This is a genomic window from Enterobacter cloacae complex sp. ECL414 (assembly GCF_021869685.1).
In the GTDB taxonomy this organism is placed as follows: domain Bacteria; phylum Pseudomonadota; class Gammaproteobacteria; order Enterobacterales; family Enterobacteriaceae; genus Enterobacter; species Enterobacter kobei.
Window position 1 is genome coordinate 4,236,941 of record NZ_CP091481.1, and the last position, 16,670, is coordinate 4,253,610.

The 16,670-nt window shown below is 55.8% G+C and carries 14 protein-coding genes; 8 read left to right on the top strand and 6 right to left on the bottom strand.

The annotated features are described in order from the left end of the window. Nucleotides 1-31 precede the first annotated feature (31 nt). From ptsN to npr, 3 genes are read left to right on the top strand one after another with little or no spacing between them, the layout of a single operon-like run. The gene (gene ptsN / locus L3068_RS20410) at nt 32-523 is read left to right on the top strand and encodes a PTS IIA-like nitrogen regulatory protein PtsN (RefSeq protein ID WP_008501443.1); all 492 of its coding nucleotides are present in this window, start codon (nt 32-34) and stop codon (nt 521-523) included. A 45-nt stretch (nt 524-568) separates the two neighbouring features. Next, the gene (rapZ, locus tag L3068_RS20415; RefSeq protein ID WP_014885397.1) at nt 569-1,423 is read left to right on the top strand and encodes an RNase adapter RapZ; all 855 of its coding nucleotides are present in this window, start codon (nt 569-571) and stop codon (nt 1,421-1,423) included. After that, nucleotides 1,420-1,692 (top strand): PTS phosphocarrier protein NPr, encoded by a 273-nt coding sequence (npr, locus tag L3068_RS20420; protein ID WP_003861872.1) that lies wholly within the window; start codon nt 1,420-1,422, stop codon nt 1,690-1,692. Before rapZ ends, npr begins: the two co-directional genes overlap by 4 nt. Nucleotides 1,693-1,730: 38 nt before the next feature. Here the strand turns inward: npr and mtgA are convergent, their stop codons facing one another. From mtgA to lptF, 5 genes are all read right to left on the bottom strand, one after another. Then, nucleotides 1,731-2,456 carry a monofunctional biosynthetic peptidoglycan transglycosylase gene (mtgA, locus tag L3068_RS20425; protein WP_023337859.1) on the bottom strand — a complete coding sequence of 242 codons (726 nt, stop codon included), beginning with the start codon at nt 2,454-2,456 and terminating at the stop codon, nt 1,731-1,733. Further along, entirely contained in the window at nt 2,453-3,106 is a 654-nt protein-coding gene (elbB, locus tag L3068_RS20430) for an isoprenoid biosynthesis glyoxalase ElbB (RefSeq protein WP_117581489.1), read from the bottom strand. Before elbB ends, mtgA begins: the two co-directional genes overlap by 4 nt. Before the next feature lie 232 nt (nt 3,107-3,338). After that, nucleotides 3,339-5,672, bottom strand: coding sequence for an aerobic respiration two-component sensor histidine kinase ArcB (arcB, locus tag L3068_RS20435; RefSeq protein WP_014885400.1), 2,334 nt, complete (start codon nt 5,670-5,672; stop codon nt 3,339-3,341). A gap of 135 nt (nt 5,673-5,807) precedes the next feature. Continuing rightward, on the bottom strand, nt 5,808-6,890 hold the full coding sequence (gene lptG, locus L3068_RS20440) for an LPS export ABC transporter permease LptG (RefSeq protein ID WP_014885401.1): 1,083 nt from the start codon (nt 6,888-6,890) through the stop codon (nt 5,808-5,810). After that, nucleotides 6,890-7,990 carry an LPS export ABC transporter permease LptF gene (gene lptF, locus L3068_RS20445; protein ID WP_014885402.1) on the bottom strand — a complete coding sequence of 367 codons (1,101 nt, stop codon included), beginning with the start codon at nt 7,988-7,990 and terminating at the stop codon, nt 6,890-6,892. Before lptF ends, lptG begins: the two co-directional genes overlap by 1 nt. Nucleotides 7,991-8,256: 266 nt before the next feature. Between lptF and pepA the strand changes: the two genes are divergently transcribed. From pepA to ahr, 5 genes are all read left to right on the top strand, one after another. Further along, nucleotides 8,257-9,768, top strand: a complete 1,512-nt coding sequence (gene pepA / locus L3068_RS20450) for a leucyl aminopeptidase (protein WP_014885403.1) — start codon at nt 8,257-8,259, stop codon at nt 9,766-9,768. 118 nt (nt 9,769-9,886) lie between these two features. Beyond that, on the top strand, nt 9,887-10,330 hold the full coding sequence (holC, locus tag L3068_RS20455; protein WP_014885404.1) for a DNA polymerase III subunit chi: 444 nt from the start codon (nt 9,887-9,889) through the stop codon (nt 10,328-10,330). After that, the gene (locus tag L3068_RS20460) at nt 10,330-13,185 is read left to right on the top strand and encodes a valine--tRNA ligase (protein ID WP_014885405.1); all 2,856 of its coding nucleotides are present in this window, start codon (nt 10,330-10,332) and stop codon (nt 13,183-13,185) included. Before holC ends, L3068_RS20460 begins: the two co-directional genes overlap by 1 nt. A 123-nt stretch (nt 13,186-13,308) precedes the next feature. Further along, the gene (locus L3068_RS20465) at nt 13,309-13,812 is read left to right on the top strand and encodes a GNAT family N-acetyltransferase (protein WP_023331404.1); all 504 of its coding nucleotides are present in this window, start codon (nt 13,309-13,311) and stop codon (nt 13,810-13,812) included. A gap of 83 nt (nt 13,813-13,895) precedes the next feature. Further along, complete coding sequence (gene ahr / locus L3068_RS20470) at nt 13,896-14,915, top strand: NADPH-dependent aldehyde reductase Ahr (RefSeq protein ID WP_014885407.1); 1,020 nt, start codon at nt 13,896-13,898, stop codon at nt 14,913-14,915. 43 nt (nt 14,916-14,958) lie between these two features. Here ahr and L3068_RS20475 read toward each other — a convergent pair whose 3' ends face one another. Beyond that, complete coding sequence (locus L3068_RS20475; RefSeq protein ID WP_014885408.1) at nt 14,959-16,599, bottom strand: dihydroxyacetone kinase subunit DhaK; 1,641 nt, start codon at nt 16,597-16,599, stop codon at nt 14,959-14,961. Nucleotides 16,600-16,670: the final 71 nt, after the last annotated feature.

Here is a 16,670-nt window from a genome sequence, read left to right on the forward strand (position 1 = left end):
CCATTTGTACAGTTAGCGCTTAGGTGAAATTATGATGAACAACGATTCCGCTCTTCAACTGAGCAATGTCCTTAACCAGGAATGTACCCGCAGTGCCGTTCACTGCCAGAGCAAAAAACGTGCGCTGGAGATCATCAGTGAACTGGCTGCAAAACAGCTGGGCCTGCCGCCGCAGGTGGTGTTCGAAGCGATCCTGACCCGTGAAAAGATGGGCAGTACCGGTATCGGCAACGGCATCGCGATCCCGCACGGCAAGCTGGAAGAGGACACCCTGCGTGCCGTCGGTGTGTTTGTGCAACTGGAAACGCCAATTGCCTTTGATGCCATTGATAATCAGCCCGTCGATCTCCTCTTCGCGCTGCTGGTTCCTGCCGACCAGACCAAAACCCATCTACACACGCTTTCGCTGGTCGCTAAACGTCTGGCCGATAAAACCATCTGCCGTCGACTGCGCTCAGCCCAAAGTGATGAAGAGCTTTATCAGATTATCACTGAAGCAGAAGGCAATCAGGATGACGCGTAACCAGGAGATGGCCTTCACATCTGTTGTCCTGAGGAGAAACGGAACATGGTGCTGATGATTGTCAGCGGTCGTTCAGGGTCGGGGAAATCCGTTGCCCTGCGCGCGCTGGAAGACATGGGTTTTTACTGCGTAGATAACCTGCCGGTGGTGTTATTGCCCGATCTGGCGCGTACCCTGGCGGAGAGACAAACCTCTGCTGCCGTCAGTATCGACGTTCGTAACATGCCCGAGTCGCCTGAAATCTTCGAGCAGGCAATGAGTAACCTGCCTGACGCGTTCTCGCCTCAGCTGCTGTTTCTCGATGCCGATCGCAATACCCTGATCCGCCGCTACAGCGATACCCGCCGTTTGCATCCGCTTTCCAGTAAAAATCTCTCGCTGGAAAGCGCCATCGACGAAGAGAGCGATCTGCTGGAACCGCTGCGTTCACGCGCCGACCTGATTGTCGATACCTCAGAGATGTCCGTTCATGAACTGGCGGAAATGCTGCGTACCCGCCTGCTGGGCAAACGCGAGCGTGAACTGACGATGGTGTTCGAATCCTTTGGCTTTAAGCACGGTATTCCGATTGATGCGGACTATGTTTTCGACGTGCGCTTCCTGCCGAACCCGCACTGGGATCCTAAACTGCGTCCTATGACCGGCCTGGATAAACCCGTTGCGGCGTTCCTCGACAGGCACACAGAAGTTCACAATTTTATCTACCAGACGCGAAGCTACCTTGAGCTATGGTTACCTATGCTGGAGACAAACAATCGTAGCTACCTGACGGTGGCGATTGGCTGTACCGGCGGTAAACATCGTTCGGTCTACATTGCCGAACAGCTGGCCGACTATTTCCGCTCGCGCGGCAAGAACGTTCAGTCCCGTCATCGCACGCTGGAAAAACGTAAAACATGACCGTAAAACAAACCGTTGAGATCACCAACAAGCTGGGAATGCATGCACGCCCGGCGATGAAACTGTTTGAGCTGATGCAGGGTTTTGATGCAGAAGTTCTGTTGCGCAATGATGAAGGCACCGAAGCGGAAGCGAACAGCGTTATCGCCCTGCTGATGCTGGATTCTGCCAAAGGGCGCCAGATTGAGGTCGAAGCCACCGGCCCTCAGGAAGAGGAAGCGCTGGCGGCGGTGATTGCGCTGTTTAATGCCGGGTTTGACGAAGATTAGGTCTGCCATTCTGGCGGGTGGCGCTGCGCTTACCCGCCCTACATCAGATGATTACGCTGCATAAACCCCTCTCCACCCAGCTGTCGCATCTGACGCATGATCCACGCCTGACGGCTTCGCACGTAGCCTGATGGGGCACTGGCCTTAAAGCGAAGAGGATTAGGCAGTACAGCGGCTAACAGCGCGGCCTCCGACATGCTTAGTCTGCTGGCAGGTTTATTAAAATAGCGTTGTGATGCTGCTTCGACACCAAATACCCCCTCCCCAAACTCGGCAATATTGAGATAGACGGTCAGAATGCGCTTTTTGCTCCAGACTGTTTCCATTCCAAGCGTCAGCCCCGCTTCCAGCCCTTTTCGCACCCAGCTTCGGCCATCCCACAGGAACAGATTTTTTGCCGTCTGTTGCGACAGGGTAGACGCACCGCGCACGCGATTTTCATGGCGTTCGTTATGGGCAAGCGCCTTTTCAATCGCGGCCACATCGAACCCCCAGTGCTCCGGGAACTTCTGATCTTCCGCCGCGATGACTGCCAGCCCCATCCACGGTGAGATCTCGTCCGTACTCACCCAGTCAGAATGCGCGACATAGCCAAAATCACCGGAGAACCACGCGCTGAGCTGACGCTCAACCATAACGGCTGAAAACGGTACTGGCAAAATGCTGAACACGGCCAGTCCGCCTCCCCAGAACACCGCCAGCACGAGTACGATGCGCAAAAGAAGGTATTTCACCCATTTTCCTGCGGAAGACTGTCGGCTCATTCCGTCAGCACCAGTACCCGGGCTACCAGTTTTTCAATACCCTCAGCCGCTTGCGCGATATTCTGCGCCAGCATGTATGCGGGCGTGGTGACAATTTTGTTCTCTTCATCCACGACAATGTCATCGACCGGGCACGGAACGTGTTCGCCACCCATCTCCTCGATGACCTCAGCAGTATCGATATCGGTCCCGATTGTCAGCCGTAACGGGAAATCAAAAATGTTTGGCAGCATGGCCGGTGCAATGCAGATAAAGCCCAGCGGCTTACTCGCCGCATGCATCGCCTGCGCCAGCGCTTTTAAATCCGCGTCCACCTTGCAAGCCGCGCCTTCAGCAGCAAAAGTGCTGAGATTTTTCGCGGCACCAAAGCCACCCGGCACAATGAGCGCATCCAGTTCAGCAGCATTTGCCTGGGCCAGCGGACGAATTTCTCCCCGGGCAATACGCGCGGCTTCAATCAACACATTACGGGTTTCGGCCATTGGCTCGCCGGTCAGATGGTTAATGACATCCGCCTGATTTTTATCTGGCGCAAAACACATCACCTCTGCACCCTGTTTTGCCAGAGCCAGTAGGGTAATTACGGCTTCATGTATCTCTGAGCCATCATAAACACCGCATCCGCTCAGGACGACACCCATTTTTTTCATCTTGACGATCCTTCTTTGCAACTTGCTGAAGCACATTAATAATTTTGATTAAAACGCTATGCTTCACACATTTCACTGATTCATGTAACAAACCATTTAAGATTTGCTATCTTATCTGCGTGCGGCCTAAATTTTTCAGGCGGCGCCCATTCGAAAATAACGTTTAAAAACAGGCGCAGCCACGATTTCCCTGGTGTTGGCGCAGTATTCGCGCACCCCGGTTAAACCGGGGTCATTTTTTTCTGGCGTCCACCCAGGCTTTAAGCACCGCCACATCGTTCTGCCACTCTTGTTTCATCTCTTCAACCCAATCACCCACGTTATCTTCCCAGGCGGGTAAATCAGGCGACTGAATCTGTTGGCCCAGCTGCTGCAGGTGGCGTAACCCGACCGAGCCGGCGGCCCCTTTGATTTTATGCCCTTCTTCCACGATGCCCTTCTGGTCCCGTGCCGTCAGGTTTGACTCCAGCACGCTCAGATAGCCCGGCATCATTTTTTCAAACACAGCCAGACCGTCGGTAATCAGTTTCGGGCCGACCAGGTCAATGTACTGCTCCAGCATCGCGGTATCGAGTATCGTTTGGGCTTTTGCGCTATCAACAGACGTCATGGTGCTCTCCTCTTCATCACGGGTATCCCAGAACTTCTTGATCATGGCGGTCAGAGCAGGCACCGCCAGCGGCTTGCTGAGTACATCGTCCATACCGGCGTCGAGATACTCTTTTTTGTCTTTCAGTACGTTTGCCGTTAGCGCCACAAGCGGCGGCAGTTCGTCAGCCGCGTACTGACGCGTCAGTTCACGCGAGATATCCAGCCCGGTCATATCCGGCAACTGGATATCCAGCAGAACGAGGTCATATTCGCCCGGTGTAAACATCTCCAGCGCGGCTTTACCGGTCATTGCCACATCCACGCTGTTGCCCAGTTTTTCCAGCACCGAGCGCGCCACAATGACGTTCAGCTCAATATCTTCCACCAGCAGGACGTGCAGGGCTGGCAGCGGCATATCGTCGTTTTCAAAGGTATCCTCAACTTCTTCCGCCACAGCTGGCGCATGCACCGTCAGCGTAAAGGTTGATCCTTTGCCCGGCTGGCTGGCAACGGTAATATCACCGCCCATGCTCTTCGCCAGCCGTTTAGACACCGCCAGGCCAATACCGGTCCCGGTGGCAGGTTTTCCGCCGTTGCTGTCCTTCACCTGGTAGTACATCGCGAAAATTTTGTCCTGCTCTTCCTGTGGAATACCGATCCCGGAGTCCTCCACCTCGAAGTGCAGCATGTCGCCTGCGTCATAGCGGATACGCACCGCCACCTGCCCTTTCTGGGTAAATTTCACCGCGTTGCTGATCAGGTTCCACAGGATCTGGCGCAACCGCGTACCGTCGGTAACCACTTTATGCGGCAGCGGCAGGGTGGGCTCCATGACGAACCTCAGCCCTTTCTGCTGCGCCTGAAGACCAGACAGATTTTCCAGATCGGCAAGGAAACTGGTGAAATCAATCGGCTGGTTATCAAGCTGAACCTTACGGCGTTCCATCTTATCCATATCGATAATATCGTTGAAGATATTACCCAGCGTAACCGCCGAGACATGAATTGTTTTCAGGTACTTTTCCTGCTCTGCAGTGAGATCGGTATCCAGCAAAATACGGCTCAGCCCCACAATGCCATTGAGCGGCGTACGCAGTTCGTGGCTAATGGTGGAGATAAAGGTGGTTTTATCGCGGCTGGCGCGCTCCAGGGCATCCTGATAGCGCTTACGCTCGGTGATATCACGGCCGAAGCCCATCAGGCCGTGGCGTTTCCCTACGCGGTCATAATAGGGCACCTTACGGATCTCAAAGCAGGCTTTGCGGCCATCCGGATAATCCAGCCACTGCTCGTAGGTCAGCGAGACGTTATGGCGGAACACTTTTTCGTCCGTTTCCATAACCTTGGCTGCCGCCTCCTCAGAGTAAACGTCCTGCGGCTTCAGGTGAATCAACTGCTTCTCGCTTTTTCCGGTCAGGAGTTCCATTGCCCGGTTACAGCCGGAAAACTCTTTATCTTCGTTGCGGTAGAACACCAGATCCGGCGAAGCATCCAGGAACGAACGCAGGAAAGAGGATTGCTGCTCAAGCTGGATCTGCGTCACCTCGCGCTCTTTCATTTCAACTTTCAGCTGTTCCAGCGTGGCCTGACGCTCCGCCTCCGCCTTCTCACGATCTGAAATTTCCTGATTCAGCTGCGCAATATTGTCTTTAAGCTGAACGTTGAGTTTCAGATCGCGCTCGCGCATCTCCTCCAGTTTATCCACCAGTTTTGACAAGCGCTGACGAGACTCCTCAAGCTGTTCAACCACGACGGAAAGGAAATAGACGGCCCAGGGGGTAATAAGCAAGCCAAAGAAGATAGAGCGGATGACGTCGATACTCTCGACCTGGCCATGCAGAACCATGGTGACGGCCATTTGCACGACAATGGCCAGAACGACCAGCGCCAGCGCCAGCAGCATGGAGAAACGCACCAGCCCAAGCTTCATCATCAGGTCGACGTAATACTGGGCAAGCATTCGAATTTGCTTCATAGAGGATCCCTTCACGACTTTATCGCTCAATAATACTCAAATTCGGGGCAGGACGTTGAAGGTTGTGAGAAAAAGTGCGGGGTGAAACAGGAGATTAGCCTCGCTCCCGGTCAACCGGAAGCGAGGAGAGGTCTGTCAGGAGCGTTTCAAAAGCAGCCAGAGGCTGATCAGGAAGAAACTGGCACTCGGTAGCAGCGCGCCAATAATCGGCGGGATACCGTACACCAGCGTCAGCGGTCCGAAGATTTGATCGAGAACGTAGAAGACAAAGCCGAAGCTGATCCCCGTCACCACGCGCACGCCCATCGGTACGCTACGCAGCGGACCGAAGATAAACGACAGCGCCATCAGCATCATTACCGCCACGGACATCGGCTGGAAGATCTTGCTCCACATGTTGAGCTGATAACGTCCGGCATCCTGCCCGCTCGCCTTCAGGTACTTCACATAGTTGTGCAAGCCGCTGATAGAGAGCGCATCAGGATCCAGCGCCACGACGCCGAGTTTATCCGGCGTGAGGTTGGTCTTCCACGTGCCGCTGACGGTCTGCGAACCGGTGATCTGTTTTGGATCGGTCAGGTCAGATTCATCCACCTGCGACAAACGCCACTGCTTATGTTCGGGGTCAAACTTTGCCGAAGAGGCATGTCGTACTGACTCCAGGCGGCGCTGGTCATTGAAGGCGTAGATGCTCACGCCGCCCAGTTCATCATCGCCTTTTACCCGTTCGATGTAGACGAAGTTTTTACCATCTTTCGCCCACAGCCCTTGCTGCGTCGAGAGTAGTGAACCACCGTACATCGCCTGAGCACGATAGTTACGCGCCATCTGCTCGCCCTGCGGTGCCACCCACTCACCAATCGCCATGGTCAACAGCACCAGCGGGATAGCGGTTTTCATTACCGACAGCGCAACCTGCATACGGGTAAAGCCTGAGGCCTGCATCACCACCAGCTCGCTGCGCTGTGCCAGCATGCCCAGCCCGAGGAGTGCCCCCAGCAGGGCCGCCATTGGGAAGAAGATCTGCACATCTTTTGGCACGCTGAGCAGGGTGTACATCCCCGCGCCCAGCGCGTCATAACTGCCCTGCCCGGCTTTTTTCAGCTGGTCGACAAATTTGATAATGCCGGAGAGCGACACCAGCATGAACAACGTCATCATGATGGTGGTAAAAATGGTTTTACCGATATAGCGGTCAAGAACGCCAAACGCCTGCATTAGATGGCTCCTTTACGCGAAAATCGGGCACGTATGCGGCGCACTGGCACCGTATCCCACAGGTTTAATCCCAGCGCCAGTAAGATGTACAAGCTGTTAACGAACCACGTCCAGACCATAGGATCCAGCTTACCCTTCGCGCCGTTAGAGCGAATAGAGGTTTGCAGCAGGAAATAGATCAGGTAAAGCAGCATCGCTGGCAGCATAGAGAGCACGCGCCCCTGACGCGGGTTCACCACGCTCAGCGGAACCACAATCAGTGCCATCATAAACACGGTGAATACGAGCGTAATACGCCAGTGGAACTCCGCACGCGCTCTGTCGGTGTCAGTGTTCCACAATGTACGCATATCCATTTGCTCGGTATCCGTCGGATCGAGCGCCACCGCCTGATGGCCGATAATAGCCTGATAGTTCTGGAAATCCGTAATACGGAAGTCGCGCAGCATCGCGGTGCCTTCAAAGCGAGTGCCTTTATTCAGCGTGACAATCTGCGAACCATCTTTACTCTGAGCCAGCTGACCGGAATCGGCCACCACGACGGATGGACGCGCGTTACCTTTAGGTCGCAGCTGGGCCAGGAATACATCGTTGAATTTACTGCCGTCAACGCTCTCAATGAACAGCACAGAGTTACCGTCGGTCGCCTGCTGGAACTGCCCCTGCGCTAACGCCGCCATGCCGGGGTTCGCTTTCGCTTCGGCCAGCACTTCGTCCTGATGACGAGAAGACATGGGGCCCGCCCACATCACATTCACTGCCGCCACGATCCCCGTGAACAGCGCCAGTATCATCGCCGCTTTCACCAGTACGGCTTTGCTCAGGCCACAGGCATGCATCACCGTGATTTCACTCTCGGTGTACAGCTTGCCGAGCGTCATGAGCAGGCCGAGGAAAAGACTCAGCGGCAGGATCAGCTGCGCCATTTCCGGGATCCCTAAACCAAGCAGGGAAAGCACCAGATTCGTTGGAATTTCGCCGTCAACGGCCGCACCGAGGATCTTAACCAGCTTCTGACAGAAAAAAATCAGCAGCAGGATGAAGAGGATCGCCAGTTGGCTTTTGAGCGTCTCCCGCACCAGATATCTTATGATTATCACTTTAAATACGCCCGTAAAAACCCGTCTCTTTGCTGGAAAATCGCTTGTTTCATGGCTTAAACGTCATTTATTCTCTTGAGTCGTCGAAATCATCGCTAAGATTAAAACATCCGGCGGATTCACGCTTCAGGACTTTTTCTGACGTGTCGAAACCGTAGTAACGTAAGATTAACACGAAGTCACCACAACAGCGGACATGAGTTACGAAAGGTTTCAATTCTATCCGTAGCAGCCGCTGTTGTCTTTAAGATTCAGGAGCGTAGTGCATGGAGTTCAGTGTAAAAAGCGGTAGCCCGGAGAAACAGCGGAGTGCCTGCATCGTTGTGGGTGTCTTTGAACCACGCCGACTCTCCCCGATCGCCGAGCAACTCGATAAAATCAGTGACGGCTATATCAGCGCCCTGCTGCGCCGTGGCGAACTGGAAGGCAAACCTGGGCAGACGCTGTTACTGCACCATGTTCCAAACGTCCTGTCAGAGCGTATTCTACTGATTGGCTGCGGCAAAGAGCGCGAGCTGGACGAGCGTCAGTATAAGCAGGTCATTCAGAAAACCATTAATACGCTGAATGATACCGGTTCAATGGAAGCCGTCTGCTTCCTGACCGAGCTGCACGTTAAAGGCCGTAACACTTACTGGAAAGTCCGTCAGGCGGTTGAAACCGCAAAAGAGAGCCTGTACAGCTTCGATCAGCTGAAGACCAATAAAAGCGAGCCGCGTCGTCCGCTGCGTAAAATGGTCTTCAATGTGCCAACCCGTCGCGAACTGACCAGCGGCGAACGCGCTATTCAGCATGGTCTGGCGATTGCCGCCGGTATTAAAGCGGCGAAAGACCTCGGCAACATGCCGCCGAACATCTGTAACGCTGCCTATCTGGCCTCTCAGGCGCGCCAGCTGGCAGACTCCTACAGCAAAAACGTCATCACTCGCGTCATCGGTGAACAGCAGATGAAAGAGCTGGGGATGCACTCCTATCTGGCGGTCGGCAACGGCTCGCAGAACGAATCCCTGATGTCGGTCATCGAATACAAGGGCAACCCGTCGGAAGATGCGCGCCCTGTCGTGCTCGTCGGTAAAGGCCTGACCTTCGACTCCGGCGGCATCTCCATCAAGCCTGCCGAAGGCATGGATGAGATGAAGTACGACATGTGCGGCGCGGCGGCGGTTTACGGCGTGATGCGCATGGTCGCGGAGCTCCAGCTGCCCATTAACGTGATCGGCGTTCTGGCAGGCTGCGAAAACATGCCTGGCGGACGCGCCTATCGTCCGGGTGACGTGCTGACCACGATGTCAGGCCAGACCGTTGAAGTGCTGAACACCGATGCCGAAGGCCGTCTGGTGCTGTGCGACGTGCTGACCTACGTTGAGCGCTTCGAGCCTGAAGCGGTAATTGACGTCGCCACATTGACGGGTGCCTGCGTGATTGCACTAGGCCACCACATCACCGGACTGATGTCGAACCACAATCCGCTGGCGCACGAGCTTATCGGGGCATCTGAACAGGCTGGCGATCGCGCATGGCGTCTGCCGCTGGGTGACGAGTACCAGGAACAGCTGGAGTCTAACTTTGCGGATATGGCGAACATCGGCGGTCGTCCTGGTGGGGCTATCACCGCGGGCTGCTTCCTGGCACGCTTCACCCGCAAGTATAACTGGGCACACCTGGATATCGCGGGTACCGCATGGCGCTCCGGTAAAGCCAAAGGTGCCACCGGCCGTCCGGTGGCGCTGCTGTCGCAGTTCCTGCTCAATCGTGCGGGTTTTAACGGCGACGAGTGATGTAAAACGCCGGGTAGCGGCTTCGCCTTACCCGGCCGACAACGTCGCTCAACCGTAGGCCGGGTAAGCGTAGCGCCACCCGGCTTTGCATTTAAATCCACGACAAGAAGCCCCATATATGAAGAATGCAACGTTCTACCTTCTGGACAACGACACCCATCAGGATGGCCTCAGCGCCGTCGAACAGCTGGTGTGTGACATTGCCGCAGAACGTTGGCGCGCAGGTAAACGCGTTCTGATTGCCTGTGAAGATGAACAGCAGGCGATTCGCCTTGATGAAGCCCTGTGGGCCCGCCCACCGGAGAGTTTTGTCCCGCATAACCTGTCGGGCGAAGGTCCGCGCGGTGGCGCCCCGGTCGAGATCGCCTGGCCACAAAAGCGCAACAGCAGCGCGCGCGATATTCTCATTAGCCTGCGGGCAGACTTTGCAGATTTTGCCACCGCTTTCACAGAAGTGGTAGACTTTGTCCCTTACGAAGAATCTTTGAAACAACTGGCGCGCGAACGCTATAAAGCGTACCGCCTGGCTGGTTTTAACCTGAATACGGCAACCTGGAAATAATGGAAAAGACATATAACCCACGCGATATCGAACAGCCGCTTTACGAGCACTGGGAACAGCAGGGCTATTTCAAGCCTAACGGCGACGAAAGCAAAGAGTCCTTCTGCATCATGATCCCGCCGCCGAACGTCACCGGCAGTTTGCATATGGGACATGCTTTCCAGCAGACCATCATGGACACCATGATCCGCTACCAGCGCATGCAGGGTAAAAACACCCTGTGGCAGGCGGGGACTGACCACGCGGGTATCGCGACCCAGATGGTGGTTGAGCGTAAAATTGCCGCTGAAGAAGGAAAAACCCGCCACGACTACGGTCGCGACGCCTTCATCGACAAAATCTGGCAGTGGAAAGCGGAATCCGGCGGCACCATTACCCGTCAGATGCGCCGCCTCGGCAACTCCGTGGACTGGGAGCGCGAGCGCTTCACCATGGATGAAGGCCTGTCCAATGCCGTGAAAGAAGTTTTCGTCCGTCTGTACAAAGAAGACCTGATTTACCGTGGCAAGCGCCTGGTGAACTGGGATCCGAAACTGCGTACCGCCATCTCTGACCTGGAAGTGGAAAACCGCGAGTCTAAAGGCTCCATGTGGCACATCCGCTATCCGCTGGCCGACGGCGCAAAAACCGCAGACGGTAAAGATTATCTGGTCGTTGCCACCACCCGTCCGGAAACCCTGCTGGGCGATACCGGCGTGGCCGTTAACCCGGAAGATCCGCGTTATAAAGATCTGATCGGCAAATTTGTAGTGCTGCCGCTGGTAAACCGCCGTATTCCGATCGTGGGCGACGAACACGCCGACATGGAAAAAGGCACTGGCTGCGTGAAAATCACTCCGGCGCACGACTTCAACGACTATGAAGTGGGTCGTCGTCACGCCCTGCCAATGATCAACATTCTGACCTTCGACGGTGATATCCGTGAAAGCGCAGAAGTGTACGACACCAAAGGCAACGAATCTGACGTTTACTCCAGCGAGATCCCGGCTGAATTCCAGAAACTGGAACGTTTTGCCGCGCGTAAAGCGATTGTGGCTGCCGTTGACGCACTCGGCCTGCTGGAAGAGATTAAACCTCACGACCTGACCGTGCCGTACGGCGATCGTGGTGGCGTAGTTATCGAGCCAATGCTGACCGACCAGTGGTACGTCCGTGCCGACGTGCTGGCGAAACCGGCGGTGGAAGCGGTTGAAAACGGCAGCATCCAGTTTGTGCCGAAGCAGTACGAAAACATGTACTTCTCCTGGATGCGTGATATTCAGGACTGGTGTATCTCCCGTCAGCTGTGGTGGGGTCACCGCATCCCGGCGTGGTATGACAACGAAGGCAACGTCTACGTTGGCCGCAGCGAAGACGAAGTGCGTCAGGAAAACAACCTGAGCGCTGACGTTGCGCTGCGTCAGGACGAAGACGTACTGGATACCTGGTTCTCTTCCGCGCTGTGGACCTTCTCCACCCTTGGCTGGCCTGAGAACACCGACGCGCTGCGTCAGTTCCACCCAACCAGCGTGATGGTGTCCGGTTTCGACATCATCTTCTTCTGGATTGCGCGCATGATCATGATGACCATGCACTTCATCAAAGACGAAGACGGCAAGCCTCAGGTTCCGTTCCATACCGTCTACATGACCGGTCTGATCCGTGACGATGAAGGCCAGAAGATGTCCAAATCCAAGGGTAACGTTATCGACCCACTGGATATGGTTGACGGTATTTCGCTGGAAGATCTGCTGGAAAAACGTACCGGCAACATGATGCAGCCGCAGCTGGCAGAGAAAATCCGCAAGCGCACCGAGAAGCAGTTCCCGAACGGGATTGAGTCTCACGGTACCGACGCCCTGCGCTTCACCCTGGCGGCGCTGGCCTCGACCGGCCGCGACATCAACTGGGACATGAAGCGTCTGGAAGGTTACCGTAACTTCTGTAACAAGCTGTGGAATGCCAGCCGCTTCGTGCTGATGAACACCGAAGATCAGGATTGCGGCTTCAACGGCGGCGAGATGACCCTGTCCCTGGCGGACCGCTGGATCCTGGCGGAATTCAACCAGACCGTGAAAGCGTTCCGTGAGGCGCTGGACAGCTACCGCTTCGATATCGCAGCGGGCATTCTGTATGAATTCACCTGGAACCAGTTCTGCGACTGGTACCTGGAGCTGGCGAAGCCGGTGATGAACGGCGGTTCTGAAGCGGAGCTGCGCGGCACGCGCAACACGCTGATTACCGTTCTGGAAGGTCTGCTGCGCCTGGCGCATCCGGTCATTCCATTCATTACCGAAACCATCTGGCAGCGCGTGAAAGTGATTGCAGGTATCAATGCCGATACCATCATGCTGCAGCCGTTCCCGGAATTCGATGCTGCGCGCGTTGATGAAGCCGCTGCTGCCGATACCGAATGGCTGAAGCAGGCGATTGTTGCCGTGCGTAACGTTCGTGCAGAAATGAACATCGCTCCGAGCAAGCCGCTGGAACTGCTGCTGCGCGGCTGCAGCGAGGCTGCAGTGCGTCGCGTGAACGAGAACAGCACCTTCCTGAAAACGATGGCGCGTCTGGAAAGCATCACCGTGCTGCCTGCAGATGACAAAGGTCCGGTTTCGGTGACCAAAATCATCGACGGCGCCGAGCTGCTGATCCCGATGGCAGGTCTGATCGACAAAGATGCTGAGCTGGCGCGTCTGGCGAAAGAAGTGGCGAAAGTCGACGTAGAAATTGGCAAAATCGAAAGCAAACTGGCGAACGAAGGCTTTGTCGCCCGTGCGCCGGAGGCGGTCATTGCCAAAGAGCGTGAACGTCTGGTTGCCTTCGCGGATGCGAAGACCAAGCTGATTGAGCAGCAGGCGGTTATTGCTGCCCTGTAATGCTTTTACCCCTTACGCTTCAGGGCGTAAGGGGTACCCTTCCTGAAAACTCCTCGCTTGCACTCCCTTTTCTGCGGTGCTATTAACAGCAGTTGTGTGTCAATTTTTGTCATGAGTAATACTATGAGCGTGATTACCCCCGTCGCGACGACGATGCGTCGGATCACTGAGCAGGACAATCCGGCTATTGCCACCGTTATCCGCACCGTTTCTGCGGAGTATGGGCTGACAGCGGATAAAGGCTATACCGTTGCTGACCCCAATCTTGACGAGCTTTTTCAGCTCTACAGCCAACCGGGCCACGCCTATTGGGTCATAGAGCAGAACGGCCAGGTAGTAGGCGGTGGCGGCGTTGCGCCGCTGAGCTGCAGCGAGCCGGACATCTGTGAGCTACAGAAAATGTATTTCCTGCCGTCCGCTCGCGGACAAGGGCTGGCAAAAAAACTGGCGCAGCTCGCCCTTGATCATGCTCGTACTCAGGGTTTTACGCGCTGTTACCTCGAAACAACCGCCTTCCTCAAAGAGGCCATCGGCCTGTATGAACATCTTGGCTTTGAGCATATCGATGCGCCGCTGGGCTGCACGGGCCACGTCGACTGCGAAGTGAGAATGCTGAAAAATCTGTAAATTTTGTTCCTGCCCCCTTCTGTTAAGCGGCCGTAAACTGAATGCTCTACACTCTCAGTTCACACCACAACGGGGGAAACACGATGTCGAAGATAAAAAGCTACGCCGCACCGCAGGCGGGTGCAGAACTTGAGCTGTACGAATACGATGCGGGCGAACTAAAAGCAGAAGACGTCGAAGTGCAGGTTGATTACTGCGGGATCTGTCACTCGGATCTCTCGATGATCGACAACGAATGGGGCTTCTCGAGCTATCCACTGATTGCCGGGCATGAAGTCATTGGTCGCGTCGCGGCGCTCGGTAGCGCCGCCCAGGACAAAGGGCTGAAGGTCGGCCAGCGCGTAGGTATTGGCTGGACGGCACGCAGCTGCGGTCATTGTGATGCTTGTATCAGCGGCAACCAGATCAACTGCCTTGAAGGCGCGGTGCCAACCATTCTGAACAAAGGCGGATTTGCCGATAAACTGCGTGCCGACTGGCAATGGGTTATCCCCCTGCCGGAGAGCATTGATATTGAATCCGCCGGTCCGCTGCTCTGTGGCGGTATCACCGTCTTTAAACCACTGCTGATGCACCACGTCACTGCGACCAGCCGCGTAGGCGTCATTGGTATTGGCGGCCTGGGACATATTGCCATCAAACTGCTGCACGCAATGGGCTGTGAAGTGACGGCGTTCAGCTCGAACCCGGCAAAAGAACAGGAAGTGCTGGCGATGGGTGCGGATAAAGTGGTGAACAGCCGCGATCCTGAAGCGCTGAAGGCGCTGGCGGGTCAGTTTGATCTGATCATCAACACCGTCAACGTCGATCTCAACTGGCAGCCATACTTTGAAGCGCTGGCCTACGGCGGTAACTTCCACACCGTGGGTGCGGTGATGAAGCCTCTGCCGGTTCCGGCGTTTACCCTGATCGGCGGGGATCGCAGCGTATCCGGTTCCGCAACCGGTACGCCGTACGAGTTGCGCAAGCTGATGAAGTTCGCCGGACGCACCAAAGTGGCGCCCACCACCGAGCTTTATCCGATGTCAAAAATTAACGAAGCTATCCAGCACGTACGCGACGGGAAAGCCCGGTATCGCGTGGTGTTGAAAGCGGATTTTTGATGTGAGTTTGCCGGGTGGCGGCTTCGCCTTACCCGGCCTACTTTTACCGCTGTGCCAATACGTTAAATACTTCTGCCACCGCAACCGCCCCCGGATCCATCACGCCATCCAGGTTCTCTTTGTTCACATACGACGAGCGCCCAGCTCCTGCTTTCTCCATTTTTGCCGTTGCTTCTGCCCCCAGCTGTGCTGCCTGCGCCGCTGCCTGAAGATCATTTTTCTGCAACGCCTCCAGCGCCGGTTGTAGCGCATCGATCAGGGTGCGATCGCCGAGATCCGCGCCGCCATACTGCTTCATTTGCGCCAGCCCGCTCAGCAGCGCATCCGGAAGCGATTTTCCGTCATGCAGCTTTTGCCCGGCTGCCGTAAAGAAGATCGACATCAGTACGCCACTCGATCCGCCCATCACCGTTGCCAGCCGCTCCCCTACCAGCAGCAGAAGCTTAGAGACATCATCAAGCGGAAGCGCATGCTCCTCCAGACGCTGCGCGATATCCCGCGCGCCTTGCGCAAAGGTGGAGCCGGTATCGCCGTCGCCCACTTTGGCATCCAGCGCGTTCAGACGATTTTCCAGTTGGATCAGCGTCCTGGCTACCGAGGAGACAGACTTTTCGACCTGTGGGTTTTCCGACGGAGTGTATTCCACGCGGTCATGGATGGCGCTATGTGCGACGGTACGCAGTGGCGCAAACGCCACGGGTTTCTGCCAGCCGAGCGTTTCCACCTCTTCATGAAGCGCTTTTTCGAATAGATCGTTGAGCTTCAGCAGCGTCAGCGAAAAACCCTTCATATCCAGGGCGCTTACCAGCGGGGCCGGGCCAATAAGATAAGCAATACTCTCTTTCAGCGCCGAGTGCGCCAGCTCTTTGGTCAGTAACGCCATTTCCAGCGCCGATACGCCACCAAGATTGTTAATCAGCACAGCAAAGCGCCCTTCACCCGCCTGCGCTTTCAGCGGGGTCACCAGCGTGTCGATAATCGCTTTGCTGTTTTGTGTGTCGACAACGGAAGCGCCCGGCTCACCGTGGATCCCCAGCCCCAGCTCGACATGACCCTGCTTAATGCGTCCCTCTTCATCGTCACTGCCCGGCAGGTTGCAGGTTTGCATCGCCACGCCCAGACTCCAGAGGTTATCGCAGGCCTGTTGCGCAATATCCCGCACTTCACTCAACGATTTCCCCTGCTCCGCCGCATAGCCCGCAATCTTATGCACCAGCGCCGTACCGGCAATACCGCGCGGCTGTTTGTTGTCGGGCAGCGCGATATCGTCCGCCACAATCACCATTTCGACCTTCAGCCCGTAACGTTTGGCCTTCTCGGCCGCCAGACCGAAGTTCAGCCGATCGCCGGTGTAATTTTTGACAATCAGCAGGCAGCCGCGATCGCCCGTGACCGCGACAATGGCATTCAGCACCGCATCCACGCTCGGCGAGGCAAACAGATCGCCGCAGACGGCAGCCGTCAGCATGCCTTTGCCGACAAACCCGGCATGCGCGGGCTCGTGGCCAGAGCCGCCGCCGGAGATCACCGCCACGCGGCTTTTGTCCCAGTCACCGCGCGCGACAATCCTGATGGCAGGATCAATATCGAGTTTGACGAGATTCGCGTGTGGCGCAGAAAGCAGTATGCCTTCAATGGCATCGTTGACCAGCTGTTTGCGATCGTTAAAGAAGAATCTGGACATAGTTTCCCACTATTTTGTTAACCGTATGCAAAAGCATAGTCCGCGCTGGATAATGCGCCGCAAAGTCAGCA